Consider the following 26,451-nt stretch of genomic DNA (forward strand, 5'->3'; position numbering starts at 1 on the left):
CGGTTACATTCCGAACCCGGAAGCTAAGCCTCACAGCGCCGATGGTACTGCAGGGGGGACCCTGTGGGAGAGTAGGACGCCGCCGAACAATCATTGTGGGAGACCCCCGATCCGTTACGGATCGGGGGTTTTCTGCGTTTCCGGCCCGGCAATGGCGGCCACCGGCGGGTATCTCGCCGCCGGCCTGCGGTGCCGTCCGGCTGCCGCACCAGCCCGTCAGTATGGCGCTAAAACTGCCCGTTCGGCGGTCGGATCGCTGGCGAACGGCCCAGTACGCCGTAGTCTCGAAGGCGAGGCGAACAGGTGTCCGGGGTGGTCCCCGGGCGGGGCCGGATCAAGAATGGTGCACATGGGACGCGGCAGGCTGCGGATCTACCTCGGGGCGGCCCCCGGGGTGGGCAAGACGTACGCCATGCTGGCCGAGGCGCACCGGCGGATCGGGCGCGGCACGGACGTCGTCGCGGGCTTCGTGGAGCACCACGGACGGCAGCGGACCGAGGCGCTGGCGGCCGGCCTCGACGCGGTACCGCGCACGGAGCTGACCCACCGGGGCGCGGTCTTCACCGAGATGGACCTGGATGCCGTTCTCGCCCGCCGCCCGCAGGTGGCGCTGGTGGACGAGCTCGCGCACACCAACGTGCCCGGCAGCCGCAACGAGAAGCGCTGGCAGGACGTCGAGGAGCTGCTCGCGGCCGGGATCGACGTCGTCTCCACCGTCAACATCCAGCACCTGGAGTCGCTCGGCGACGTGGTCGAGGGCATCACGGGGGTGCGCCAGCGCGAGACCGTGCCGGACGAGGTGGTGCGGCGCGCCGACCAGATCGAGCTGGTCGACATGGACCCGCAGGCGCTCCGCCGCCGCCTCGCGCACGGCAACGTGTACGCACCGGAGAAGATCGACGCCGCGCTCGCCCACTACTTCCGTCCGGGCAACCTCACGGCGCTGCGCGAGCTGGCGCTGCTGTGGACGGCCGACCGGGTCGACGAGTACCTGCAGAAGTACCGGGCGGACCAGGGCATCGAGGGCACCTGGCAGGCCCGGGAGCGGATCGTCGTCGGTCTGACCGGCGGCCCGGAGGGGGCGACGCTGATCCGCCGCGCGGCCCGGATCGCGGCCCGCGGCTCCGGCGGCGAGCTGCTGGCCGTCCACATCTCCCGCTCGGACGGGCTGACGGGTTCGGCGGCCGGCTCCTCGCAGGCGCTGATCGAGCAGCGAGCCCTGGTGGAGAGCCTCGGCGGCAGCTTCCACGCCGTCCTCGGCGACGACCCGGCGGCCGGGCTGCTGGACTTCGCGCGCGGCGTCAACGCGACCCAGATCGTGCTGGGCACCAGCCGCCGGCCCGCGTGGCAGTACGTCTACGGGCCCGGCGTCGGTACCACGGTGACCCGGGCGGCCGGGGACATCGACGTGCACATGGTCACCCACGAGCGGGCGGCCCAGGGCCGCGGGCGGCTCCCGATCCGCCGGGTGACCGACCTGGGGCGGACCAGGACGATCGCGGGCTGGCTGATCGGGGTGGGCGGGCCTCCGCTGCTGGCCCTGCTGCTGATCAACGTGGAGGGCCTCGGGCTCTCCACCGACATGATGCTCTTCCTGTCCCTGACGGTCTGCGCGGCGCTGGTCGGCGGGCTCTACCCGGCCGTCGCCTCGGCGATCGTCGGTTCCTCCGCGCTGAACTACTTCTTCGCCCCGCCGGTCCGCACCTTCAGCATCGACGAGCCGCAGAACATTCTGGCGGTCGCGGTCTTCACCGCGGTCGGGATCGCGGTCGCCTCGGTGGTGGACCTCGCCGCCCGCCGCACCCACCAGGCGGCGCGCAGCCAGGCCGAGGCGCGGACGCTGAGCGCGCTGGCGGGCACGGTGCTGCGCGGGGCGCCGAGCGGGGACGGCGTGCTGACGGCGCTGCTGGACCAGGTCAGGGAGACGTTCCAGCAGGAGGCGGCGGCCCTGCTGGAGCGCCCCGACGCGCACGGGCCGTGGCGGCTCGTGGCGGTTTCGGGGGACCGGCCGCCGGAGCGTCCGGAGGTCGCGGACGTGGACGTGCCGGTCGGTGACACGCTGGCGCTGGCGCTGCGCGGCCGGGTGCTGCCCGCCGAGGACCGCCGGCTGCTGGGGGCGTTCGCCGCGCAGGCGGCCGTCCTCCTGGAGCGCCGGCGGCTGGCCCGGGAGGCGGCCGTGGCCCGGCGCGAGGCGGAGGGCAACCGCATCCGGACGGCGCTGCTGGCCGCGGTCTCGCACGACCTGCGGACCCCGCTGGCGGGCATCAAGGCGTCGGTCAGCTCCCTGCGCTCCGCGGACGTCGAGTGGGACGAGGAGGACGAGGCGGAGCTCCTCGCCGGGATCGAGGCCGGGGCGGACCGGCTCGACCACCTGATCAACAATCTGCTGGACATGAGCCGGCTGCAGACCGGCACGGTGACACCGCTGATCCAGCCGACCGACCTGGATGAGGTCGTGCCGTTCGCGCTCGGCGGGGTGCCGCCGGAGGCCGTCCGGCCGGACGTGCCGGAGACGCTGCCGATGGTGCTGGCGGACGCGGGGCTGTTGGAACGCTCGCTGGCCAACCTCGTCGAGAACGCCGTGAAGTACAGTCCGCCCGGCGTCCGGGTGCTGGTCAAGGCGGACGCGCTGCAGCCGGCCGGGGCGGCCGCCCGGGTCGAGCTGCGGATCGTCGACCGGGGGCCGGGCGTGCCGGAGGAGGCCAAGGAACGGATCTTCGCGCCGTTCCAGCGGTACGGGGACGCGCCGCGCGGGGCGGGGGTGGGCCTCGGCCTGGCGGTGGCGCGCGGGTTCGTCGAGGCGATGGACGGCACCGTCACGGCCGAGGACACCCCGGGCGGCGGGCTGACGATGGTGGTGACCCTGCCGGCGGCCGGTCCGCCGTCCGGTGCCGGGCCGACCGGTGGCGCGGCGAGCGGGGAGGCCGCGGACCCGGGCGCCGCCGGGCCCGCAGTCGACCGGCCGCCGGAGGCCGACCGGGCGCTCGCCCGACCGCCGTACGACCGTTCCTGACATCCCTGCCCGACCCCCGACCGACCCCTCGACAGTTCCGAAAGGCGGAGCCGGCATGACCCGGGTCCTCGTCGTGGACGACGAACCGCAGATCGTCCGCGCGCTGGTGATCAACCTCAAGGCCCGCAAGTACGAGGTCGACGCGGCCCACGACGGCGCGGGCGCGCTGGAACTCGCCGCCGCCCGCCACCCCGACGTGGTGGTGCTCGACCTCGGCCTGCCCGACATGGACGGCGTCGAGGTCATCCGGGGCCTGCGCGGCTGGACCAGGGTGCCGATCATCGTGCTCTCCGCCCGGCACGCCTCGGACGAGAAGGTGGAGGCGCTGGACGCGGGCGCCGACGACTACGTGACCAAGCCGTTCGGCATGGACGAGCTGCTGGCGCGGCTGCGGGCGGCCGTCCGCCGGGCCGAACCGGTGACCGGGGAGGACGACTCGCTGGTGGTCACCGAGAGCTTCACGGTCGACCTGGCTGCGAAGAAGGTCAACCGGGACGGCACCGACGTCCGGCTCACCCCGACCGAGTGGCACCTGCTGGAGGTGCTGGTGCGCAACACCGGGCGGCTGGTCAGCCAGACCCAGCTGCTGCAGGAGGTGTGGGGTCCTGCCTACCGGACCGAGACCAATTACCTGCGGGTCTACCTGGCGCAGCTGCGGCGCAAGCTGGAGCGGGACCCCTCGCACCCGAAGCACTTCATCACGGAACCCGGGATGGGCTACCGCTTCGAGGGGTGAGGCAGGGCGCCGGGGGTGCGGGCCGCGGGGGCCGGGCGGACCGCGGCCTGCCGCCGGGGGCCCCGAAACCGGTACCCTTCCGACATGAGTGGTGACATCAGCAGCGACCAGCCGCAGGGCCGCTTCCGCCGTCTCCTCAACCGTCTCACCTCCTCCTCCGAGGAGCTGGACGCCGAGGAGCTGCGCCAGGAGAGCGCGGCGGAGTCGGGCTGCACTCCGATCGCCAGCTGCGGGGACCGCGAACTGGTCACCGTGGCCGGCACCCTGCGCACCGTGACCCTCCGCCCCCGGGCCGGGGTGCCCGCGCTGGAGGCCGAGCTCTTCGACGGCACCGAGGCGCTGGACATGGTCTGGCTCGGCCGCCGATCCATCGCGGGCATAGAGCCCGGCCGCCGGCTGGTCGCCAGCGGCCGGATCAGCCACGCACGCGGGCGCCGCGTGCTCTTCAACCCCCGCTACGAGCTGCGTCCGGTCGGACACGGGAGCGAGTGAGCGTGAGCAACCAGCACGGCGGCGAGAGCGCCGCCCCGGTCGACCTGGCCAAGGACGACCGGCCGGTCGGAGCAGGCACCGCCGCCGAGGACGCGGCTGCCGCCAGGGAGACCGCCGACACGGTCATGAAGGCCTTCGGCGGCGCCCGGGGCATGGTCGACATGACCCTGCCCGGCCTGGTCTTCATCGTCACGTACAACATCACCCACCAGGTCGCCACGGCGGCCTGGGCGGCGCTCGGCCTGAGCGGTCTGCTGGTGGTGGCGCGGCTGGCCCGGCGCGAGACCATCCAGCACGCCTTCAGCGGGGTGTTCGGCGTGGCGATCAGCGCCTGGATCGCGATGAAGACCGGGAAGGCGGAGAACTTCTACCTGCCCGGCCTGCTGTACAACGTCGGCTACTGCGTGACGCTGGCCGTCTCGGCGCTGGTGCGCTGGCCGCTGATCGGGGTGATCCTCGGCCCCATCACCGGTGAGATGTTCACCTGGCGCAAGCAGAACCCGGGCCGCCTGGCCGCCTACACCAAGGCGACCTGGGCCTGGGTGGCGATCATGGGCATCAAGCCGCTGATCCTCTTCCCGCTGTACTTCACCGGCAACGTCAACCTGCTCGGCTGGCTCAAGGTCGCGCTCGGCATCCCGCCGATGCTGCTGGCGATGTACATCACGTGGCAGATCCTGCTGAAGGCGCCGGCCCCGATCAGGGCGGACCTCGGGTCCGACGACCCGCAGGATGCGGCACGGCCGCAGGACCCCGCCGGGAAGTGACCCGGACACGAAGGGAGGGGGCGTACTCGCAGCGAGTACGCCCCCTCCCTTCGTTCGTCCGGCCCGGTCCGCGGCCTACTGCCCGGCCCGCTGCCTACTGGGCGCCGGAGGTCGCCGAGAGCAGGTTCTCCAGCTCCTCCTCGCGCTCCTGCGCGGCCACGAAGAGCAGTTCGTCGCCGCCCTCCAGGGTGTCGTCCTTGCGCGGCACCAGCACCCGGCCCTCGCGGATGATGGTGACCAGCGCGGTGTCGGCCGGCCACGGCACGTCGCCGACCCGGGTGCCGACCAGCTCGGTGTCGGACGCGAGGGTCAGCTCGACCAGGTTGGCGTTGCCCTGGCTGAAGCGCATCAGCCGGACCAGGTCGCCGACGCTCACCGCCTCCTCGACCAGGGCGGACATCAGGCGCGGCGTGGAGACGGCGACGTCCACGCCCCACGACTCGTTGAAGAGCCACTCGTTCTTCGGGTTGTTCACCCGGGCGACGACCCGCGGCACCCCGTACTCGGTCTTCGCCAGCAGCGACACGACCAGGTTGACCTTGTCGTCACCGGTCGCGGCGATCACCACGTGGCAGCGCTGCAGCGCGGCCTCGTCCAGCGAGGTGATCTCACAGGCGTCGGCCAGCAGCCACTCGGCCATCGGCACCCGCTCCACCGAGATGGAGTTCGGGTTCTTGTCGATCAGCAGGACGTCGTGGCCGTTCTCCAGCAGCTCGCCCGCGATCGAGCGGCCTACGGCCCCGGCTCCGGCAATGGCGACCCGCATCAGTGACCCTCCTCCTTCGGCCCCTGCGCGAACGCGGCCTCGACCGCCGTCAGGTCGGCCCGGCGCAGCATCACGTGCACCAGGTCGCCCTCCTGCACCACCATCTGCGGCGAGGGCAGCACACCCTCGCCGAGCCGGGTGACGAAGGCCACCCGGGCGCCGGAGGCCTCCTCCAGCGCGCTCACCCGGTGTCCGACCCAGCCCGGCGCGTACGCGACCTCGGCGAGCTGAACGGTGCCGCTCGGGTCCTGCCACAGCGGCTCGGCGCCGCTGGGCAGCAGCCGGCGCAGCATCTGGTCGGCGGTCCAGCGCACGGTCGCGACGGTCGGGATGCCCAGGCGCTGGTAGACCTCGGCCCGGCGCGGGTCGTAGATCCGGGCGGCGACGTTCTCCACGCCGAAGTTCTCCCGGGCGACCCGGGCCGCGATGATGTTGGAGTTGTCACCGCTGGAGACGGCCGCGAACGCGCCGGCCTCCTCGATGCCCGCCTCGCGCAGGGTGTCCTGGTCGAAGCCGACACCCGTGACCCGGCGGCCGTTGAACCCGGCACCCAGTCGGCGGAACGCCGTCGGGTCCTGGTCGACGACGGCCACCGAATGGCCCTGTTTCTCCAGTGCCCGGGCGAGGGCCGAGCCCACGCGTCCGCAGCCCATGATGACGATGTGCACCGGCGCTACCTCACCCGTCCCGTTGGGCTCTTGACCTGCGCAAACACGGCTCATCGTCCTTTCCCGCCCCGGCTTTCCCGGGGCTCGCGTCCTGGTGGAGGCCGGCCTGACAACCTGAGTGTTGCCCGCCGACCCGTATCCGACACGCTAGCCGGTCGGCCCAACACAGTCGCGGCGGAGGGGGGGACGTAAGTCAGACTGTCCGCTCAACAGCCCCTACGATTCCTTAACGTGCCTATGCCGACCGACCTTCCGAAACGCATCCTCATCGGGCGTGCGCTCCGCAGCGACAAACTCGGGGAGACCCTGCTCCCCAAGCGCATCGCGCTGCCCGTCTTCGCCTCGGACGCCCTCTCCTCGGTGGCCTACGCCCCCGAGGAGATCCTGCTCGTCCTGTCCCTGGCGGGTGCTTCGGCGCTCCACTTCTCCTGGCAGATCGGCGTCGTCGTCGCCGTCGTGATGCTCGCCGTGGTCGCCTCGTACCGGCAGAACGTGCACGCCTACCCCAGCGGCGGCGGCGACTACGAGGTCGCCACGGTCAACCACGGCCCGAACTCCGGCCTGGTCGTGGCCAGCGCCCTGATGGTCGACTACATCCTCACCGTCGCGGTCTCCACCACCTCCGGCGTGGCCAACGTGGTCTCCGCGGTGCCCGCCCTGCGCGGCCACGAACTGGCCCTCTCGGTCTTCGTGGTGATCGTGCTCATGGGCATGAACCTGCGGGGCGTCCGCGAGTCCGGCGGTGCGTTCGCCGTCCCGACCTACGCCTTCATGGTCGGTGTGCTCGGCATGGTCGTGTACGGCGTCGTCCGGCACTACGGCTTCGGACAGGACATGCCCGCCGAGAGCGCCGGCTACCACCTGGAGGCCGCCCCCGGCAACGAGTCGCTGGCCGGCTTCGCCATGGTGTTCCTGCTGCTGAAGGCGTTCTCCTCGGGCTGTGCCGCGCTGACCGGTGTCGAGGCCATCTCCAACGGCGTCCCGGCCTTCCGCAAGCCCAAGAGCAAGAACGCCGCCACCACGCTGCTGATGATGGCCTGCATCGCCGTCGTGATGTTCATGGGCATCATCTGGCTGGCCCGCCTCACCGGCGTCCAGATGGCCGAGGAGGCGCACCAGCTCGTCGGCGCCCCCGCCGACTACCACCAGAAGACCGCGCTGGCCCAGATCAGCGAGGCCGTGTTCGACAACTTCACGCCGGGCTTCTACTTCGTCGCCGCCGTCACCGGCCTCATCCTGGTGCTCGCCGCCAACACCGCCTTCAACGGCTTCCCGGTGCTCGGCTCGATCCTCGCCCAGGACCGCTACCTGCCCCGCCAGCTGCACACCCGCGGCGACCGGCTGGCCTTCTCCAACGGCATCATCCTGCTGGCGCTGGCCGCGATCCTGTTCATCGCCGCCTTCGACGCCGACCCCACCCGGCTGATCCAGCTGTACATCGTCGGCGTCTTCGTGTCCTTCAACATGAGCCAGTCCGGCATGATCCGGCACTGGACCCGCGCCCTGCGCACCGAGACCGACCCGGCCCGCCGCCGCCGGATGCAGCGCAGCCGGGCGATCAACGGCTTCGGCCTGGTGATGACCATGGCCGTACTGATCGTGGTGCTGGTCACCAAGATCAGCCACGCCTGGATCGCCATCGCCGCGATGGTCGTGCTGTTCGTGATGATGAAGGCCATCCGCCGCCACTACGACCGGGTCTCCACCGAGCTCGCCGCCGCCGAGGCGCCCGACGACGTCGTCCTGCCCACCCGGGTGCACGCCATCGTCCTGGTCTCCAAGCTCCACAAGCCGGCCCTGCGCGCCCTCGCCTACGCCCGCCTGGCGCGCGCCCACACGCTGGAGGCCGTCACCGTCAACGTCGACCCCTCCGACACCGCCGCGCTGCGCCGGGAGTGGGACGAGCGCGGCATCGAGGTGCCGCTCAAGGTCCTCGACTCGCCGTTCCGCGAGATCACCGGCCCGGTCCTGGAGTACGTCAAGAACCTGCGCCGCAGCAGCCCTCGCGACGTCGTCTCCGTCTACATCCCCGAGTACGTCGTCGGCCACTGGTACGAGCACCTGCTGCACAACCAGAGCGCGCTGCGCCTCAAGGGCCGGCTGCTCTTCAAGCCCGGGGTGATGGTCACCTCGGTGCCGTGGCAGCTGGAGTCCTCGGCCCGCCGCAAGCCGCAGAAGGCCTGGTCGGCGCCGGGTGCCGTCCGACGTGGTGAGCCGAGGGTGCCGAAGGCCGTAGAGTCGAAGGCTCCCGGTGCCGCCGACGGCACGACCGCCGACACCGCCGACCGCAGCAGCAAGGACTCCTCCCAGTGACCCGCAACACCCCGTCCCGCTCCAACGGCTCGTCCGGCGCCAAGGGCGCGTCCGGCAAGGGTGCCCGCAAGGGCGGCGCCGCCAGGACCGGCCAGGTCGCCCGGCCGCGCTGGGGCAAGCCGGTGCGCCCCGCCGCCACCGACCGCGAGGGCTACACGCAGCAGACCGCGCCGCTCGCCCCGGCGGAGCGCGCGCCGGAGCGGGGTCCGGAGCGGACCCAGGACCGCCCGTCGCAGGGCGCCGACCGGCCGAAGCAGGACCGGGCCGGCCGGCAGGAGCGGGCCGCTCGGCCCGCCGAGGGACAGCCGGGCAAGGAGCGCGCGAAGGGCGCGGGCCCGCGTAAGCAGGCCGTCCGCCCGCCCCGGGCGCTGCGCAGCGCCACCCGCGCCCCGCGCGCCGAGGCCGCCCCGAAGGGCCCGGGCGGCGATCCTCTGGTCGGCGAGCGCTACGAGGTCGAGGTCGGCCCGGTCGCGCACGGCGGCGGGCACTGCGTGGCCCGGCACGAGGGCCGGGTGCTGTTCGTCCGGCACGCGCTGCCCGGCGAGCGGGTGATCGCCGAGGTCACCGAGGGCACCACCAAGTCCCGCTTCCTGCGCGCCGACGCGGTGGAGGTGCTGGACGCCGCCAAGGACCGGATCGCCCCGCCCTGCCCGTTCTCCGGTCCCGGCAAGTGCGGCGGCTGCGACTGGCAGCACGTCACCCCGGGCGGGCAGCGCAAGCTCAAGGTGCAGGTGCTCACCGAGCAGCTCGCCAAGCTGGCCGGCCTCACCCCGGCCGAGGCCGGCTGGGACGGCAGCGTCGAGCCCGTCGGCGGCAAGCTGCCTGCCGGACAGGTGCCCGCCTGGCGCACCCGGATCCAGTACGCGGTCGACCCCGGGACCGGCCGGGTCGGGCTGCGCAAGCACCGCTCGCACGACATCCAGCCGATCGACCGCTGCCTGATCGCCGCGGAGGGCGTCTCCGAGCTGGGCATCGAGTCCCGCGACTGGCCGGGCATCGTCTCGGTCGAGGTGATCGCCGCCGCCGGCTCCTCCGACCGCCAGCTCGTGCTGACCCCGGCGCCGGGTGCCCAGCTGCCGCTGGTCGAGCTGGACAAGCCGGTGTCGATCACCCGCATCGACGACCAGGACAACGTCCACCGGGTGCACGGTCGCAACTTCGTGCGCGAGCGCGCGGCGGGCCGCACCTGGCGGGTCAGCAACGGCGGCTTCTGGCAGATCCACCCGGAGGCCCCCGACACCCTGGTCGACGCCGTCCTCGACGGCCTCGACCCGCAGTGGGGCGAGAACGCGCTCGACCTGTACTGCGGGGTCGGCCTGTTCGCGGGCGCCCTGGCCGACCGGGTCGGCGAGGACGGCGCGGTGCTCGGCATCGAGTCCGCCAAGCAGGCCGTCGCCGACGCCCGGCACAACCTGGCGGCCCTGGAGAACGTCCGGATCGAGTGCGACCGGGTGGAGACCCTGCTGCCGCGCACCGGCATCACCTCCACGGACCTGATCGTGCTGGACCCGCCGCGCGCCGGCGCGGGCCGCGAGACCGTGGCCCACCTCGCCGGCCTGTCCGCCCGCCGGATCGCCTACGTCGCCTGCGACCCGGCGGCCCTCGCCCGCGACCTGGCGTTCTTCCGCGAGGGCGGCTACCGCCCGGTCTCGCTGCGCGCCTTCGACCTCTTCCCGATGACCCACCACTTCGAGTGCGTGGCGATCCTGGAGCCGGTGGACGAGAACGCCTGACCCGGCGCGAGCCCGCACGGCGAAGCCCTCCCCACCGGAGCCCGGTCGGGAGGGCTTCGCCGCACCTGGGCGTCGGTTGCGGCGCTCAGCCGAGGACCAGGACGGCGGCGAGGGCGGGGCCGAGCGCCCCGCCGAGCTGGTAGCAGAGGACGAACAGGCCGATCGCGGCCGGGCGCCGGGCGTCGTCGGCCGACCGGCCGGCCCGCACCGACAGGACGGCGTTGCTGCCGGTGGCGACGAACACGGCGGCCGCGGCGGCCAGCAGCAGCGCGGGCCCCGAGGAGGTCAGCGCGGCCAGCAGCGGGGCGGCGGTGCCGAGCACGACCAGCAGCGCCAGGACCTTCCGGTGGCCCAGGCGGGCCGCCGCGGCGGCGAGCAGCCAGGAGAGCACGGCACCGGTCAGCAGCGCGCCCAGCTGGCCCCCGGCGATCGCCCCGGCGCTCCAGTCGGTCCGCTGCCGGGCGAGGTGCGGGAGGGCGAAGAGCAGGACGAAGTACGAGGTGGAGAAGACGCACCCGAGCAGGGCCGAGCCGGCGAACGCCCGGGTGCGCACCGCGGCGTGGGGGACGAAGCCGTCCGGCCGGCGCCGTACGTGCCGGACGAGCGGGACGGCGGCGGCCACCGCGACGAGGGCGCCGGCGAGCGGGGCGAGCGGCACCAGGACCAGCCCGGAGGTCAGCGCCACGATCAGTCCGGCGCCGACCGCGTCGAAGCGCGCGGCCTGCGGGGCGGGCCCGGCGGTGGGCCCGACGGCGGGCGGCGCGGACTGCGCGGTGCGGCGCAGCACGGTGGGTACGGCGAGCAGGGCGAGGGCGGAGAGCGAGAGGGAGAGCCGCCAGTCGGCCGCGCCCGCGAGCACGGACCCGGTGAGCGGTCCGACGGCGCCCAGGACGCCGAAGCCCGCGGTGATCGCGCCCATCCGGCGGGTGGTGCCGGCCAGGTTCATCGCCACCGTGACCAGCGCGGCGCCGCCCGCGGCCTGGGCGGCGCGACCGAGGAGGGCCAGCGGCAGCCAGGGCGCGGCGGCGACGAGGACGGTACCGGTGACGACGAGGGCCGTGCCCGCCAGGAGCGCCGGGCGCAGGCCGCGGTGGCGGACCAGGGCGGCGAACAGGGGAGTGCCCACGATCATCGCCCAGGCGTAGGCGGTGACCGCCCAGGTCGCCTGCGCGGTGGTGACGCCCAGCGAGTGGGCCATCTCCGGAAGGATCAGGACCGGTGCGTTGGCCCCGGTGGCCATCGGCGCGGCGAGCAGCGCGAGCCAGAGGGCGGGCGTCCGGCGGGATGGGGCGGCGCCGGTGTTCGGGCTCGTGGCGGGGTTCGTGGTGGGGTTCGGGCTCGCGGTGGGGTTCTCGGCGGGGCTCGCGATGGGGCCTGCGGTGGGACGTGTGGTGGGGTGCTCGGCGGAGACGGTGGTGGACACGGTGACCCCCCTGGTCTGTGGTGCGGACGGACGGGTGCCCCGGATGGCGGTGGCTCCGCTCGTTCAGCGTTGATAATTTCAACGTTGAGATAAAAGCATCGAGACTTGTTCAACGTCAAGCGTTTCAACGTTGAGATATCCTCGGGCGGGGCCGGGAGCGGCCCGTGCGAGGACCCCGGAGGGCAGGCAGGTCACATGGGAACGGCGAAGGACGGCAGAGCGGGTGCGGTCGCCGGCGGCGGTGCGGCGGACGGCACCGATGCCGTGGACGGCATCATCGGGCAGTGGACCGAGGAGCGCCCTGACCTGGCCGAGGCGCTCTGGCCGGTGGAGGTGCTCGGCCGGCTCCAGCGGCTCGGGCTTGCCCTGGAGCGCGAGTTCCGCGCGTACGCCGCCGAACACGGCCTGGAGCTGGGCGAGTTCGATGTGCTCGCCACGCTGCAGCGCTCCGGCCCGCCCTACGAGCTGACTGCCGGGTCCTTCCGCAGGGCCGCCATGGTGACCTCGGGGGCGATCACCAACCGGATCGACCGCATGGAGGCCAAGGGCCTGGTCGAGCGCGTCCGCGACCCGCAGGACCGCCGCTCGGTGCGGATCCGGCTCACCGAACGCGGGCACGAGGTCACCGGCGTCTACCTGGAGCAGCACCTCGCCAACGAGGCCCGGATGCTGGAGATCTTCGACCGCGAGGAGTGCGGCGACCTGGCGGCGAAGCTGCGCCGCCTGCTGGTCTCCCTGGGGGACACCGGCACGGGGTGACGGCCGGTCGGCTCCCGCGAGGGTGCCGCGGGGGCGCGGTGCCGTGGGTGTGCCGGCGCTGTCGGCGTGCCGGTGTGTGCAGGTGGGTGCGGGCGGGCCGGCGGTGGGCATGCGGGTGGTGCGGGCGCGCCGGTGGGCGGCGCCGGGACCTCGGGTCCTGCGGCGCCGCCCACCGGTGCGTGTGCGGGGTGCCGTGGGTGAAGGTCAGTCCTCGCCGTGTGCCTCCTCGGCGCTGTGCGGGAGGTCGATGGCGTGCTGTGCGGCCAGCCGCAGCAGTCCACCGATCCGGCCCTCGTACGCCTGGACGCCGTCGGCGTCACCGGCGGCCCGCGCTGCGGCGAGATCCCTGCGGGCCTGTTCGAGCTGCTCGCGCAGCTCCTGGGCGAAAATGGCTGTCATTGCCGGCCTCCAGACCGGTCGGTGCGCTCCGGGGACTTCAGATTCTACGAAGGTGAAGAACTCTTCAAGTCTCGCTCCCGGCGGCGCCGTGCGGGTGTCGTGGAGGTGTTCGGGGCCTGCTCGGCAGGAATCGGAGGGGTCCGCGTGGGTAGGGGTGGAGCAGCGCGCGGAGGGGCGGACGGGAGCATGCACGCGCCCTTGTTGTGCTAGCACCTCAGCGCTAGCTTGGCTGTATGGGTAAAAAGCAGCTGAACGTCCGGGTGGACGCCACCACCGCGGAGATGGCCCGGGAACGGGCGGAGCAGCAGGGGATCAGCATGAACCAGTACATCGAGCGCCTGGTCCAGCAGGACATGGGCGAAGCCGGCCGGGTCTTCGTCGACGCCGCCGCGCAGTTCATGAAGGAGTACGAGACGGCCTTCCTCTCCGAGTTCGGCGAGCAGGCCGGCAGCGGCGCCGGCGCCGACCTCCAGGACGTGCGCCGTTGAACCTGGAGGTCGACCTCTCCTGGCTGCTCATGACCGCTGAGCAGTACACACCGGGCGACCCTGCGGTCACCGACTACGGATCCCTCCTCGCGGCGGTCGCCCGCCACCAGGCGGAGATCTTCGACATCGCCGTCTACCCCGAACCGCAGGACCGCGCCGCCGCCCTGATGCACCAGCTGATCCGGGTGCCGTCGCTGGAGAAGACCAACGAGCTGTTCGCCACCGCCGTCGCCTACGCCTACCTGGTCGCCAGCGGCTGCACGGTGGCCACCACCGCCCGCGAGGTGCGCAGCCTCGCCCGGGCCATCCGCGAGGGACGGCTCGGTGTCGCCGGCGTCGCCGAACGGCTCGGCCGCTGGGTCGTCGACGAGGCGGAGGGCGAGGAGGTCAGCGGCGAGGACGACGAGGACTCCGACTGAGGGTCCTCGCCGGGTACGGGGGGCCGGGTGCCGGTGCGCAGCGGACGCGCGTTCCGGTGCACCGCCCGCAGGGCCGGCCCCCGCCCCGGACGGTACGACCTCGGCCCCGGTCGCGGGCGGGGCCCCGGGACGCGCCACCGTCGCGTGCCCTTGCCGCTTGCGGTGCCCGTGACGCCTGCTGCACCCGTGGCTCCTGCCGTGCGCCCGATCCCTGCCGTGCGCCCGATGCCCGCCGCGCGCCCGATGCCGTGCGTGCCCCCCGCCGTCCGCGGGCCCCGTTGCCGGGCCCCGGACCGGCCGCCGACCCGGCGTCGGGCAAATCCGGCCTTGTTGCCGAATGCTTACAGGCCGGGCGATCTTGTGTGGAGACCTCGTGGCATCCTGGGGCGTCTACAGCTCTGCCGGACGGGAACGGCGGACGTCCGCCGGCCGAGGCAAGGGGGAGACTGGCACATGAGGCTCTGCTTTCTGGTGGAGGAGCACTACCGGCACGACGGCATGCCGCTCGACGTGGTGCGCCAACTCACCGCGTGGGGACACCGCGTGGACGTCCTGCGCCCCGGCAACTCGCTGATGGCGATCTCCGAGGCCGTCCGCGCCGGGACCCACGACGCCTGGGTGCTCAAGACGGTCTCCGGCGGCCCCGGCCTCACCCTGCTCGAAGCCGCCGCCGCGGTCGGCCTCACCACCGTCAACGACGCCCGCTCCATCCGCGGCGTCCGCGACAAGGCGCTCGCCTCGGTCATCGCCCGCACCCACGGCCTGCCCGTCCCGGTCACCTACGCCGCCGCCCGCTGGGAGCGCCTCGCCGAGATACCCGAGGCCGAGTACCCGCTGGTGGTCAAGCCCGCCGACGGCAGCTCGGGGCGCGCCGTGCGGCTCGTCCCGACCCCCGAGCACCTCGCCGAACTCGGCCCCGAACTCGCCGACGAGCACCTGCTGATCGCCCAGCCGTACGTGCCCAACTCCGGTACGGACCTCAAGGTCTACGCCGTCGGCGGCGAACTCCACGCCACCGAGCGCTGCTCGCCGCTGCACCCCGGCCAGGAGGTGCGCGAGCGGCACGTCCCGCTCGACCCCGCGATCGCCCGGATCGCCGCCCGGGTCGGCGAGGTGTTCGGCCTCGACCTGTACGGGGTGGACATCCTGCTCGGCCCGGACGGGCCGGTGGTCGTCGACATCAACGACTTCCCGAGCTTCCGTCAGGTGCCCGACGCGGTCGCCCGGGTGTCGCGGGCCGTGCTGCAGCTCGCGGGTGCGGACCCGCTCGGCGGACCGGTCCCGGTGCGGCTGCCCGTCCAGGAACCGGGCGGGGTGAGCGCGCTGGCGGGCAACGCCGTTGCGGCGGTCGGTGCCGCGGCCGGTGCGGTGGCGACGGTCGGCCCCGTGGTCGGTGCCGTGGCTGCCGCCGGTGCCGTGCCGAGCGGCGTGACGGTATGAGGATCTGCCTGGTCAGTCGCGACCCCGGCCACCCGCTGCTCGCCGCCACCGCCGGTCTGCTCGCCGCCCGGCACAGCGTCGAGACCCTCGACCCCGAGACGGCCGAGCCCCCCGCCGGCCGCCCCGCCGACGTCTACCTGCTCAAGGCCCGCACCCCCCGCGCCCTCGCGCTCGCCCACCGGCTGGAAGCCCTCGGCGCGCCCGTGCTGAACACCGCCGCCGCCACCGGGCTCTGCCAGGACCGCGCCGCCATGGCCGCCCTGGCCCGGCAGTGCGGCCTGCCGTTCGCCGCCACCCGCACCGCCGCCCGGCCCGCCGAACTCGCCGACAGCGCCTTTCCGGTCGTCGTGAAGAGCCGGCACAGCCGCCGCCACGACCTGGTCGCCCGGGTCGACGACGCCGCGGCCCTGGCCGTCCTCGCCCGGCAGTGGCCCGGCGAACCCGTCGTCGCCCAGCCGTACCTGCCCAGCACCGGCTGGGACCGCAAGCTCTGGGTCGTCGGCGGGCAGGTCTTCGCCACCCGTCGGCGCTCCGAACTCGACCCCGCCGGGGAGCGGGCGCCCGTCCCCGTCGACCCCGGCGAGCTCGCGGCCCGGCACCTCGACCTGGTGCGGCGGGTCGGCGAGGTGTTCGACCTCGACGTCTACGGGGTGGACCTGCTCGACGCACCCGGCGAACCCGTGATCGTCGACGTCAACGCCTTCCCCGGCGTCCGCGGCCAGGCGGGCGCCCCCGAGGCCCTCGCCGCCCTGGCCCTGCGCGTCGCCCGCGAAGGACGCCCGGAACCCGCCGTCGGACCGCCCGCCGACCCGCTGATCGGACCGTCGACCGGGCTCCCGGCCGGACCACGGACGGCGGCGGCCGCGCCCGCTCGTTAGGCTGGGGCCTTTCGGCGGGCCGGACCACCCGGGCAGCCGGGCCGGCCCGGAGCGTGGGAGAAGACGGACGTTGCTGCAGGACATCGAGCCCTACCTGGCCTGCCCCCACTGCGCGCAGGACCTCGCCCTCGACGGACGCACGCTGCGCTGCCCGTCCCGGCACACCTTCGACCTCGCCAAGCAGGGTTACGCCAGCCTGCTCGCCGGTGACGCCCACACCGGGACCGGCGACACCGCCGACATGGTCGCCGCCCGCGCCGACTTCCTCGCCGCCGGGCACTACCGGCCGATCGCCGAGGCCCTCGTGGACGCCGCCCGCCACGCCGCCCCCGGCGACGGCCCCGGGCTGGTCGCCGACCTCGGCGCCGGCACCGGCCACTACCTCGCCCGCGTCCTCGACGCCCTCCCCGGGCACACCGGTGCGGCCCTCGACATCTCCAAGTACGCGCTGCGCCGCGCCGCCAGGGCCCACCCCCGGATCGGTGCCCTGGTCTGCGACGCCTGGCGTCCGCTGCCGCTGCGCGACGCCTGCACCGACCTCGTCCTCAACGTGTTCGCCCCGCGCAACGGACCCGAGATCCGCCGCGTCCTGCGCCCCGGCGGCGCCCTGCTGCTGGTCTCGCCGACCTCCCGGCACCTGCGCGAACTCGTCGCCGCGCTGGGCCTGCTCTCGGTGGACGAGGAGAAGCAGCGGCGGATCGACGAGAAGCTCGGCCCGTACCTGGCCCCGGGCGAGCGGCACCAGGTGGAGTTCGCGCTGCGGCTGTCGGCCGCCGACGTCAGGACCGTCGTCGGGATGGGCCCGAGCGCCTGGCACACCGACCCCGAGCAACTGGCCGACCGGCTCGCCGCCCTGCCGGACCCCGTCGACGTCACCGCGTCGGTCACGGTCGCGGCCTACCGGCGCTGACCGGCGCGCGGGTGGCTCCGGCGCGTTCCGGTGGGCCTCGCGCTACCGGCTGGGGCACGTGGGGCGGGTGTGACCGCTGGGGCCGGCCCGTTCTCCCCGATGGGATGAATCTCCCCAGCAGGCACGTTTCTCCCGCCTGACCTGCAACTACCGTCCCACGGGTGAACCGCGACGCCACCCGGACCGCCGTGCCGGCCGCCCCCGATCCCGCCACCCCGCACCCCACCGCCTCACCCGGCGCAGCGCCCGGCGAACGGCCCGTCCTCCGCCCCACCGTCGAGGAACTGCGGCTCACCTCCTTCAAGTCCTACCGGCGCGCCGTCCTGCCGCTGGCTCCGCTGACCGTCCTGCACGGCCCCGCAGGCGTGGGCAAGTCCAACGCCCTCGACGCCCTCGCCGTGCTCTCCCGGCTCGCCCTCGGGGAGGAGATCGCCGACTCCCTCGACGGCCTCCCCGCCCTCACCGGCCCGCTCGCCACCCCCGTCCGCGGCGGCCTCCTCGGCTGCGTACCGCACGGCCGCGACGCGATCATCCTCGGCTGCACCGTCCGCTCCGCCGACGGCCCGATCCGCCTCGAAGTCGTCATCCGCACCGACGGGCCGGTCCGCATCGCCCGCGAACTGCTCACCCTGGACGGCCGGACCCTCGTCGAGACCGCCGAACAGGACCTCCGCCACCAGCGCGTCAACGTCACCTGGCACAACAACACCCGTCAGGGGGACATCCGCGCGCCCTTCCCCAGCAGCAGCCTGATCACCGCCCAACTGCCCCTGCGGGTCGCCGGCTCCTCCAGCGGTGAACGCACCGTCCTCACCGCCGCCGAACAGCTCCTCACCGCCCTGCGCGAGGTCTTCCCCGTCCACCCCGTCCCCGCCCTGATGCGCGACTGGGCCCGGCCCGACCCGCAGGCCCGGCTGGTCAGCACCGCCGCCAACATCTCCGCCGTCATCGCCCGCCTCAGCAACGAGTGCGCCCGCCGGTACGGGCAACTCCTGCGCGTCGTCCAGTCCGCGGCCCCGCACCCGCTGCTCGGCCTCGCCCTCGCCCGCCGGGCCCCCTCTAACGCGGGCGCGGGCGGGAGCACCGACGGCGAGGACCAGGTGCTCGCCGTCTTCGACGAGGGCGTCCTCGGCCACACCGGCGCCGACCAGGCGTCCGACGGCATGCTGCGCCACCTCGCGTTCGCCGCCGTCCTGCTCACCGGCGCCGGCGTGCTCGACGTCGACCCGGCCGCCGAGGTGCCCTGGGCCCACCGCCAGCTCACCGTGCTCGCCGACGACCTCGGTGCCGGGCTCTGCGCCGACCAGAGCGCCACCCTGCTGCGCCTCGCCCGCGACATGTCCGGCCGCAACCAACTGCGGGTCCTCGCCACCCTCCAGGAGCCGGCCGCCGCCCGCGACGCCCTCGGGGAGCCCGGCGACCTGCCCGCGGGCGTGGCCCTCGTCGAGTGCCGGCGCGATCCGGACTCCGGGCACAGCGTGCTGCGGACCGAGACGGCCCGGGTCCCGGTGCAGGGCGGGCGCGGGGCGGAGACCGCCGAGGTCGCGCCCGAGGGACATGCGGTAGACCTGAGGGGTGAGCGAACGAGTGACAGGACCTGAGTCCGCAGCCGAGTCCGCGGCACCCGCCGAGTCCGCTGATGTCGCAGTGCCCGCCGACTCCGCCGATGGCACGGTGCCCGCCGACTCTGCAACGCCCGCCGACGCCGCCGATGCCGCGGCGCCGTGGGCCGGGCCTGCCCTGCAGGACCTGCGCGAGCGGCTGACCGACTTTGCCGCCGCGCGCAGTTGGCAGCCCTTCCACACCCCCAAGAACCTGGCCGCGGCGCTCAGCGTGGAGGCCGGCGAACTGCTGGAGATCTTCCAGTGGCTGACGCCCGAACAGGCCGCCGCCGTCATGGCCGACCCGGCGACCGCGCACCGCGTGCGCGACGAGGCGGCCGACGTCCTCGCCTACCTCGTGCAGTTCTGCGCGGCGGTCGGCGTGGACCCGGGGGAGGCCCTGGCCGCCAAGATCGAACGGAACGAGATCCGCTTCCCGGTGCCCGGGAAGGGCGTCGACGTCAACCCGGACCTCGCCGATTGACCCCTGCGGGGGAACGAAGTTGTCCACAGCCCCCGGTTGTCCACAGCTTTCGGAACGGGGGCTGCGCCTGCTCGGGATCGGGTGCACGCTTCTGCCGTGACCACGGGAAACACCGTGCACGACGGACGGAAGAGGTGGACGCCCATGGAGGCGCTGCGACTGATCAGGACCGCTCGGCAGGACCTCGCCGGGGCCGGCACGGCGCCGCAGGTGCTCGCGGCGGCGAGGCAGGCCGCGCTGCTGGCCGAGGCCGTCGGGGCCCGGCTCGCCGAACAGGAGGAGCACGGCGAGCAGCCCGCCGTGATCGGCCGCCTGCTGGCCGCGGCGGGTGCGCACACGGCCGGCTGCCTGGCACCGCCGCCGCGCGGAGCCTCCCCGCCGCGCCGAGCGTCCCTGCCGGGAGGAGCCTCCCGGGCGGAGGGGCCGGACGGCATGGGCGGCGGGAGCGGCCCGGGCGAGGCGGACGGCGTGGACGGAGCCGGGTCGGAGCGGTGGACGGGTCGCTCGGCGGCCCCGCCGGGCTCGGCGGGGGTGTGCGGCAAGGCCGGGCGGCTGACGGCCCTCGGCGAGCTCGCCCCCATGCTCGGGGAGCTCGGACGGCTGTTGCAGGATTCGGCCGAGAAGCTGGTGGCGCTCGCCTGCGGTGCCGACAGCGAGGACGTCTACTGGGCGTGCATCGACGGGATCGACTCCGGCGCCGAGTGCCGCGAGCTGGTGGCGGACCTCCACCGGGCCGTTCGCCGGGCCGGGGGTGTCGAGGACGCCGACCACTTCGGCGAGTCCGGCCCCGACGACGGCGGGGGTGGCGGCTACGACGACCAGGGCGGGGACCAGGGCGACGACCAGAGCGGGGAGGGCCTCGCCGCCGAGGGGATCGACTTCGGGGAGGCGGGTGTGGCCGAGGAGTTCTTCGACCGGGAGGGCGAGGACGGCTGCCCCGTGCCGAGCTGCCCGCCGAGCGGGGCCGGGCCGGGAGGGAGGCGAGCGGCCGGGCTCCCCGCACAGGCACCTGAACGGGGAGCGCCGTCACTCGTCGTCCGGCTGGGGCCGCCGTAGGACCGGGCGGGTCGCTACCAGGAGCGAGGGGCGGAGGGCGCGTCGGCGGTCGCGGCGTCCACGCCGGCCGGCGCGCCGCCGGTGCCGCGGGTGCCCGACGACTGCAGTTCGGCCAGGTCCGCGGTCACGGAGGCAAGCAGTTCCTGCATCTGCTCCAACAGGCTCTTGGGAGTGGCGGGCGCCGCCGCGTCGGCGGCGGCCTGCGGTGCTGTGGACGCCTCGGACCAGGATTCGGACATGAGGGGACCTCTTCGGATCGGTGGTGCGGTGTGATGCCGCAGGAACCAACGAACCGTCGGCCGGGAGGGTCACCGGCCACCACCCGATGCGGTCCAACTCCGGCCCGGGCTCAGCCTCCCGGGTGAGGCGGGCTTGCGGCTGATCGGCGGCCTCGGCTAGGCCCGTGTCCGACAGGTCCCCAGTCGACAGGCCCTCAGTCGGCGCGGGGCCGGACGGGCACCGGCCCCGCGCTGCCTGGCGGCGGCGCGGGGCCGGGTGCGGCACCGAGCGTCAGTTGTGGGCGTGCAGCTCGGCGTTCAGGCCGCCCCACGAGCCCGAGCGGGCGATGACCTCGACCGCGCCGGTCTGCGAGTTGCGGCGGAACAGCAGGTTGCTCTGCCCGGAGAGCTCGACCGCCTTGGCGATCTCGCCGTCCGGGGTGGTGACCCGGGTCCCGGCGGTCACGTACAGGCCGGCCTCGACGACGCAGTCGTTGCCGAGCGAGATGCCGATACCGGCGTTGGCGCCGAGCAGGCAGCGCTCGCCGACCGAGACGACCTGCTTGCCGCCACCGGAGAGGGTGCCCATGATCGAGGCGCCGCCGCCGATGTCGCTGTGGTCGCCGACCACGACGCCCGCGCTGATCCGGCCCTCGACCATGGAGGTGCCCAGCGTGCCGGCGTTGAAGTTGACGAAGCCCTCGTGCATCACGGTGGTGCCGACGGCCAGGTGGGCGCCGAGGCGCACCCGGTCGGCGTGCGCGATGCGGACGCCGGACGGCGCGACGTAGTCGGTCATGCGCGGGAACTTGTCGATCCCGTACACGGCGAGCTGGCCGCCCTGGGCGCGGACGGCGAGGCGGGCCTGCTCGACGTTGTCGACCGGGACGGGGCCGATGCTGGTCCACGCGACGTTGGCGAGCAGCCCGAAGACGCCGTCCAGGTTCTGGCCGTGCGGCTTGACCAGGCGGTGGCTCAGCAGGTGCAGCCGCAGATAGGCGTCGTGTGCGTCGAGCGGCTTCTCGTCCAGCGAGGCGATCGTGGTGCGCACGGCGACCACCTCGACACCGCGGCGCGGGTCGCTGCGCAGCGCGTCGGTCGCGCCGGCGCCCAGCTCGGCCTCGGCCTGCTCGGCGGTCAGCCGAACGGTGCCGGCCGGACCGGGCTCGGTGGTGAGGACGGGAGCGGGGAACCAGGTGTCGAGGACGGTGCCGTCCACCGCGATGGTGGCCAGACCTGCGGCGACGGCGCCGCTTGCGAGGGAGGTGGATTCTGCAGTCACATCGTGCACGTTAACGAATGCGGGCCCCGGGTGCCGAACACGCTCACCGTCCGGACACCGTCCTCCCGCGGCCCGGGTGCGCCCCCGGCCGGGCGCCCGCCCGGGTCGGGCCGCGGCGAAAACCCGGTGCTCGCGGCGCGCGTGCTCGGCGATACTCGTGCGGGTGTTCATCTCGATCTCCACCACAGGAACGGCCGGGAGCCCCGCCACTGACCTGGGCTTTCTGCTGCACAAACACCCCGACAAGGTCCAGCGGTTCTCCACCTCCCACGGCGAGGCGCACGTCTTCTACCCGGAGGCGGGCGAGGAGCTGTGCACGGCCGCACTGCTGCTGGACATCGACCCCGTCGCGCTGGTGCGCCGGGGTCGGGGCAGGGGCCGGGGCGGGTCCCCCGACTTCGCGCTCGCCCAGTACGTGAACGACCGGCCGTACGCCGCGTCCTCGCTGCTCGCCGTCGCGCTGCGGACGGTGTTCCGCACGGCGATGAAGGGCGTCTGCGAGGGGAGGCCCGAGCTGGCCGGGCGTCCGCGTCCGCTGCGCATCGCACTCCCGGCGGTGCCGGCGAACGGTGCGGGCGAGGGCGGCGGCCCGGCCATGGTCAGGCGGCTGTTCGAGCCCCTGGGCTGGCAGGTCGAGGCCGAGGCGATCCCGCTGGACGGTGCGTTCCCCGCCTGGGGCGAGTCCCGCTACGTCCGGGTCGGGCTGAGCGCGGACGGGCTGCGGCTGGCCGACGCGCTGCAGCAGCTCTACGTCCTGCTGCCGGTACTGGACGGAGCCAAGCACTACTGGGTCGCCCCGGACGAGGTCGACAAGCTGCTCGCGGCCGGCGAGGGCTGGCTGGCCGACCACCCGGAGCTGGCGCTGATCACCCGTCGCTACCTGTCGCGCCGTTGGTCGCTCACCAGGGTGGCGATGGAGCGGCTGGAGCTGGCCCGGCTGGCGGAGGCGGACGACCGCGAGGCCGAGGAGATCGACAACGCCGTCGACGACACGGACGCGGCCGCCCACGGCGAGGCCGGGGCCACCCCGGATCCCGCCGCCTCCGATCCGGGCACGGCCCCGGACGCCACCCGGGGCCCGGCCGCCGAACCCCGCACGCCCCCGCTCGCCGAGCAGCGCCGCACCGCGATCCTCACCGCCCTGCGCGAGGTCGGCGCGGCGCGCGTGGCCGACCTCGGCTGCGGGCAGGGCGAGCTGATCGGTGCGCTGCTCAAGGAGCCGGTGTTCACCGAGATCCTCGGCGTCGACGTCTCCGCGCGGGCGCTGGCGGCGGCGACCCGCAGGCTGCGCCTGGAGCGGCTGCCCGAGCGCCAGGCGGCCAGGGTGAAGCTGCTGCAGGGGGCGCTGACCTACACGGACGCCCGCCTCAAGGGCTTCGACGCGGCGGTGCTCTGCGAGGTGATCGAGCACCTGGACCTGCCGCGGCTGCCTGCCCTGGAGTACGCGGTGTTCGGTGCGGCCCGTCCGGCCGCGGTCGTCGTGACGACGCCGAACGTCGAGTACAACGTCCGGTGGGAGAGCCTCCCGGCCGGCCGGGTACGGCACGCGGACCACCGCTTCGAGTGGGACCGTGCGGAGTTCACCTCGTGGGCGGAGCGGATCGCGGCCGCGTACGGGTACACGGTCGTCGTACGCCCGGTCGGACCGGAGGACCCGGAGGTGGGTGCGCCGACCCAGCTCGCGCTGTTCCGCATCGGCACCCCCGCGCCCGCCGGCGCGCCCACTGCCGATCGCACCACCACTGCCGACCGCACCACCACCGCCGACCGCACCACCACCGCAGACCACATGACCATCGCAGGAACGACCACCACCGCCGAAGCCCCCGAAGGAGGCGAGACCCGATGACCGAGGCGACCGAGAGCGGCGACACCGCCGATCGCGACACCCCTGCCCGCACCCCCGCCCGTACCGCCCCCGAGGCGCCCGACGGCACCCGGTCGGCCCCCGGGCCGCGCCGCCTGCCCGTCACGGACGTCTCCCTCGTCCTCCTGGTCGGCACCAGCGGCGCCGGAAAGTCGACCTTCGCCCGCCGCCACTTCCTGCCGACCCAGGTGATCTCGTCCGACTTCTGCCGCGGCCTGGTCGCGGACGACGAGAACGACCAGTCGGCCTCCGCGGCGGCCTTCGACGTGCTGCACTACATCGTCGGCAAGCGGCTCGCCGCCGGCCGGCTGACGGTGGTCGACGCCACCAACGTCCAGCCGGAGGCCCGCAAGGCGCTGGTGCGGATCGCCCGTGAGCACGACGTGCTGCCGATCGCGATCGTGCTGGACGTCCCGCCGGGCGTCTGCGCCGAGCGCAACCGCAGCCGGCCGGACCGGCAGCTGCCCGCCCACGTGGTGCCGCGCCAGCACCGCGAGCTGCGCCGTTCGCTGCGCGGTCTGGAGCGCGAGGGCTTCCGCAAGGTGCACGTCCTGCGGGGCGAGGCGGAGGTGGACACCGCCGAGGTGGTGCTGGAGAAGCGCTTCAACGATCTGCGCCACCTCACCGGCCCGTTCGACATCGTCGGCGACATCCACGGCTGCCGCTCCGAGCTGGAGACGCTGCTGACCCGGCTCGGCTACCGGCTGGTGCGGGACGCCGCGGGCCGCTCGGTGGACGCGGTGCCGCCGCAGGGCCGGACGGCGGTGTTCGTCGGCGACCTGGTGGACCGCGGGCCGGACACGCCCGGGGTGCTGCGCCTGGTGATGGGCATGGTGGCGGCCGGGCACGCGCTGTGCGTGCCGGGCAACCACGAGAACAAGCTCGGCCGGGCGATGGACGGCAAGAAGGTCACCGTCTCGCACGGGCTGCAGGAATCGCTGGACCAGCTGGCCGGGGAGCCGGAGGAGTTCCGCGCCGAGGTGCGGGCGTTCATGCGCGACCTGGTCAGCCACTACCTGCTGGACGGCGGCGCCCTGGTGGTGTGCCACGCGGGCCTGCCGGAGCGGTACCACGGCCGGGCTTCCGGCCGGGTGCGCTCGCACGCGCTGTACGGGGACACGACCGGCGAGACTGACGAGTACGGCCTGCCGGTGCGCTACCCGTGGGCGGAGGAGTACCGAGGGCAGGCGCTGGTGGTCTACGGGCACACGCCGGTGCCGGCGGCGAGCTTCCTCAACAACACCATCTGTCTGGACACCGGCTGCGTCTTCGGCGGCAGCCTGACGGCGCTGCGCTACCCGGAGCGCGAGCTGGTCTCGGTCGAGGCGGAGCAGGAGTGGTACGCGCCGCTGCGCCCGATGGCGACGGACGCGCCGGGTGCGCGCGAGGGCCGTCCGCTGGACCTGGCGGACGTGGTCGGGCGCCGGGTGGTGGAGACCTCGCTGCACGGCCGGGTCGCGGTGCGGGAGGAGAACGCGGCGGCGGCGCTGGAGGTGATGAGCCGGTTCGCGATCGATCCGCGGCTGCTGGCCTACCTGCCGCCGACCATGGCGCCGAGCGCGACCTCGCGCCGTCCGGGGTACCTGGAGCACCCGGAGGAGGCGTTCTTCGCGTACCGCCACGAGGGCGTCCGGCAGGTCGTCTGCGAGGAGAAGCACATGGGCTCCCGCGCGGTCGTACTGGTCGCGCGGGACGCGGCGGCGCTGGAGAAGCGGTTCGGCGTGGCCGGGCCGGGGGCGATCTGGACCAGGACGGGCCGGGCGTTCCTCGGTGACGAGGCGCTGACCGGTGCCGTGCTGGACCGGGTGCGGGCCGCCGCCGAGCGCTCCGGACTGTTCGACGAGCTGGGCACCGGCTGGCTGCTGCTGGACGCGGAGCTGATGCCGTGGTCACTGAAGGCCGCCGAGCTGCTGCGCCGCCAGTACGCGGCGGTCGGTGCGGCGGCGGGTGCGGCGCTGCCGCAGGTGCTGTCGGCGCTGGAGCGCGGGACCGGCCGCGGGCTGGACCTCGCGGCGCTGACCGGGCGCCAGCGGCAGCGGGCGGCGGACGCGCAGGCGTTCACCGAGTCGTACCGGCGCTACTGCTGGCCGACGGAGGGGCTGTCGGGCATCCGGCTGGCACCGTTCCAGGTGCTGGCGGCCGAGGGGGCGAACCTGGCGGTGCGCCCGCACGACGAGCACCTCGGCTGGATCGACCGCCTGGTGGACGCGGACGAGGCGGCGGCCGCGGAAGCCGCGGCCGGGCCGGACGCCGGCACCGACCCGACGGCCGGTACCGGCATTCTGCACCGCACCGGCCGCCTGCTGGTGGACACCGAGGACGAGGCGTCGGTCGCCGCGGGCGTCGCGTGGTGGGAGGAGCTGACGGCGGCCGGCGGAGAGGGCATGGTGGTCAAGCCACTGGGCTCGCTGGTGCGCGGTGCGCCGGGGGAGGGCCGGCCGGGCGGGCTGGTGCAGCCCGGGGTGAAGGTCCGCGGCCGGGAGTACCTGCGGATCATCTACGGTCCGGACTACACGGAGTACCTGGACCAGCTGCGCCAGCGCTTCCTGGGGCACAAGCGGTCGCTGGCGCTGCGCGAGTACGCGCTGGGCCTGGAGGGGCTGGACCGCCTGGCGGGCGGGGAGCCGCTGTGGCGGGTGCACGAGGCGGTGTTCGCGGTGCTGGCGCTGGAGTCGGAGCCGGTGGACCCGCGGTTGTGAGTCGGGTGCGGCCGGTTGCCCGGGAGGAGCTCCTCCCGGG

At 74.4% G+C, this 26,451-nt stretch carries 23 protein-coding genes and 1 rRNA gene; 18 read left to right on the forward strand and 6 right to left on the reverse strand.

The genetic code is table 11. The annotated features are described in order from the left end of the window. The 5 genes from rrf to ACWGB8_RS28030 all read left to right on the forward strand — a co-directional run. Nucleotides 1-88 (forward strand): 5S ribosomal RNA (gene rrf, locus ACWGB8_RS28010); the annotation flags it as partial. A gap of 261 nt (nt 89-349) precedes the next feature. Further along, nucleotides 350-3,013 (forward strand): ATP-binding protein, encoded by a 2,664-nt coding sequence (locus ACWGB8_RS28015; protein ID WP_452216392.1) that lies wholly within the window; start codon nt 350-352, stop codon nt 3,011-3,013. A gap of 55 nt (nt 3,014-3,068) precedes the next feature. After that, a complete protein-coding gene (locus ACWGB8_RS28020) occupies nt 3,069-3,749 on the forward strand; it encodes a response regulator (RefSeq protein ID WP_452216393.1) in 681 nt (226 codons plus the stop codon). Nucleotides 3,750-3,833: 84 nt separating this feature from the next. After that, a complete protein-coding gene (locus ACWGB8_RS28025; RefSeq protein ID WP_452216394.1) occupies nt 3,834-4,241 on the forward strand; it encodes an OB-fold nucleic acid binding domain-containing protein in 408 nt (135 codons plus the stop codon). 2 nt (nt 4,242-4,243) lie between these two features. Further along, on the forward strand, nt 4,244-5,008 hold the full coding sequence (locus ACWGB8_RS28030) for a DUF3159 domain-containing protein (protein ID WP_452216395.1): 765 nt from the start codon (nt 4,244-4,246) through the stop codon (nt 5,006-5,008). A 94-nt stretch (nt 5,009-5,102) separates the two neighbouring features. On the opposite strand, the gene ACWGB8_RS28035 is transcribed toward ACWGB8_RS28030, so the two are convergent. Then, nucleotides 5,103-5,774 (reverse strand): potassium channel family protein, encoded by a 672-nt coding sequence (locus tag ACWGB8_RS28035; protein ID WP_452216396.1) that lies wholly within the window; start codon nt 5,772-5,774, stop codon nt 5,103-5,105. After that, entirely contained in the window at nt 5,774-6,442 is a 669-nt protein-coding gene (locus tag ACWGB8_RS28040; protein WP_452216397.1) for a potassium channel family protein, read from the reverse strand. Before ACWGB8_RS28040 ends, ACWGB8_RS28035 begins: the two co-directional genes overlap by 1 nt. A 231-nt stretch (nt 6,443-6,673) precedes the next feature. On the opposite strand from ACWGB8_RS28040, the gene ACWGB8_RS28045 reads away from it, so the two are divergent. Together ACWGB8_RS28045 and ACWGB8_RS28050 are read left to right on the forward strand one after the other, a co-directional pair. Next, a complete protein-coding gene (locus tag ACWGB8_RS28045) occupies nt 6,674-8,755 on the forward strand; it encodes an APC family permease (RefSeq protein ID WP_452216398.1) in 2,082 nt (693 codons plus the stop codon). A 431-nt stretch (nt 8,756-9,186) separates the two neighbouring features. Continuing rightward, nucleotides 9,187-10,488: a class I SAM-dependent RNA methyltransferase gene (locus ACWGB8_RS28050; RefSeq protein ID WP_452216413.1), complete on the forward strand. Its 1,302-nt coding sequence runs from the start codon at nt 9,187-9,189 to the stop codon at nt 10,486-10,488. An 85-nt stretch (nt 10,489-10,573) separates the two neighbouring features. Here the strand turns inward: ACWGB8_RS28050 and ACWGB8_RS28055 are convergent, their stop codons facing one another. Then, nucleotides 10,574-11,911, reverse strand: a complete 1,338-nt coding sequence (locus ACWGB8_RS28055; protein ID WP_452216399.1) for an MFS transporter — start codon at nt 11,909-11,911, stop codon at nt 10,574-10,576. A gap of 195 nt (nt 11,912-12,106) precedes the next feature. Between ACWGB8_RS28055 and ACWGB8_RS28060 the strand changes: the two genes are divergently transcribed. Further along, on the forward strand, nt 12,107-12,670 hold the full coding sequence (locus ACWGB8_RS28060) for a MarR family winged helix-turn-helix transcriptional regulator (RefSeq protein ID WP_452216400.1): 564 nt from the start codon (nt 12,107-12,109) through the stop codon (nt 12,668-12,670). A 204-nt stretch (nt 12,671-12,874) separates the two neighbouring features. Here ACWGB8_RS28060 and ACWGB8_RS28065 read toward each other — a convergent pair whose 3' ends face one another. Next, entirely contained in the window at nt 12,875-13,069 is a 195-nt protein-coding gene (locus tag ACWGB8_RS28065; RefSeq protein ID WP_452216401.1) for a hypothetical protein, read from the reverse strand. 233 nt (nt 13,070-13,302) lie between these two features. Between ACWGB8_RS28065 and ACWGB8_RS28070 the strand changes: the two genes are divergently transcribed. From ACWGB8_RS28070 to ACWGB8_RS28105, 8 genes are all read left to right on the forward strand, one after another. Next, entirely contained in the window at nt 13,303-13,557 is a 255-nt protein-coding gene (locus ACWGB8_RS28070) for a toxin-antitoxin system HicB family antitoxin (protein WP_452216402.1), read from the forward strand. Beyond that, nucleotides 13,554-13,976 carry a fic family toxin-antitoxin system, toxin component gene (locus tag ACWGB8_RS28075; protein ID WP_452216403.1) on the forward strand — a complete coding sequence of 141 codons (423 nt, stop codon included), beginning with the start codon at nt 13,554-13,556 and terminating at the stop codon, nt 13,974-13,976. The genes ACWGB8_RS28070 and ACWGB8_RS28075 overlap by 4 nt, the downstream gene beginning before the upstream one ends. Before the next feature lie 453 nt (nt 13,977-14,429). After that, nucleotides 14,430-15,416 carry an ATP-grasp domain-containing protein gene (locus ACWGB8_RS28080; RefSeq protein ID WP_452216404.1) on the forward strand — a complete coding sequence of 329 codons (987 nt, stop codon included), beginning with the start codon at nt 14,430-14,432 and terminating at the stop codon, nt 15,414-15,416. After that, nucleotides 15,413-16,294: an ATP-grasp domain-containing protein gene (locus tag ACWGB8_RS28085; protein ID WP_452216405.1), complete on the forward strand. Its 882-nt coding sequence runs from the start codon at nt 15,413-15,415 to the stop codon at nt 16,292-16,294. The genes ACWGB8_RS28080 and ACWGB8_RS28085 overlap by 4 nt, the downstream gene beginning before the upstream one ends. Nucleotides 16,295-16,364: 70 nt before the next feature. Further along, the gene (locus tag ACWGB8_RS28090; protein WP_452216406.1) at nt 16,365-17,204 is read left to right on the forward strand and encodes a putative RNA methyltransferase; all 840 of its coding nucleotides are present in this window, start codon (nt 16,365-16,367) and stop codon (nt 17,202-17,204) included. A 161-nt stretch (nt 17,205-17,365) separates the two neighbouring features. Further along, the gene (locus ACWGB8_RS28095; protein ID WP_452216407.1) at nt 17,366-18,805 is read left to right on the forward strand and encodes an AAA family ATPase; all 1,440 of its coding nucleotides are present in this window, start codon (nt 17,366-17,368) and stop codon (nt 18,803-18,805) included. 139 nt (nt 18,806-18,944) lie between these two features. Continuing rightward, a complete protein-coding gene (locus ACWGB8_RS28100; RefSeq protein WP_452216414.1) occupies nt 18,945-19,289 on the forward strand; it encodes a nucleotide pyrophosphohydrolase in 345 nt (114 codons plus the stop codon). A 96-nt stretch (nt 19,290-19,385) separates the two neighbouring features. Then, a complete protein-coding gene (locus tag ACWGB8_RS28105) occupies nt 19,386-20,345 on the forward strand; it encodes a DUF6099 family protein (protein WP_452216408.1) in 960 nt (319 codons plus the stop codon). A gap of 14 nt (nt 20,346-20,359) precedes the next feature. Here the strand turns inward: ACWGB8_RS28105 and ACWGB8_RS28110 are convergent, their stop codons facing one another. Together ACWGB8_RS28110 and dapD are read right to left on the reverse strand one after the other, a co-directional pair. Then, nucleotides 20,360-20,584, reverse strand: coding sequence for a hypothetical protein (locus ACWGB8_RS28110; RefSeq protein ID WP_452216409.1), 225 nt, complete (start codon nt 20,582-20,584; stop codon nt 20,360-20,362). Nucleotides 20,585-20,855: 271 nt separating this feature from the next. Beyond that, nucleotides 20,856-21,845 (reverse strand): 2,3,4,5-tetrahydropyridine-2,6-dicarboxylate N-succinyltransferase, encoded by a 990-nt coding sequence (dapD, locus tag ACWGB8_RS28115; protein ID WP_452216410.1) that lies wholly within the window; start codon nt 21,843-21,845, stop codon nt 20,856-20,858. 163 nt (nt 21,846-22,008) lie between these two features. Here dapD and ACWGB8_RS28120 point away from each other — a divergent pair, with 163 nt between their 5' ends. Together ACWGB8_RS28120 and ACWGB8_RS28125 are read left to right on the forward strand one after the other, a co-directional pair. Further along, nucleotides 22,009-23,694 (forward strand): 3' terminal RNA ribose 2'-O-methyltransferase Hen1, encoded by a 1,686-nt coding sequence (locus ACWGB8_RS28120; protein ID WP_452216411.1) that lies wholly within the window; start codon nt 22,009-22,011, stop codon nt 23,692-23,694. After that, nucleotides 23,691-26,411 carry a polynucleotide kinase-phosphatase gene (locus ACWGB8_RS28125; RefSeq protein WP_452216412.1) on the forward strand — a complete coding sequence of 907 codons (2,721 nt, stop codon included), beginning with the start codon at nt 23,691-23,693 and terminating at the stop codon, nt 26,409-26,411. The genes ACWGB8_RS28120 and ACWGB8_RS28125 overlap by 4 nt, the downstream gene beginning before the upstream one ends. Nucleotides 26,412-26,451: the final 40 nt, after the last annotated feature.

This window comes from Kitasatospora sp. NPDC054939 (genome assembly GCF_053610105.1).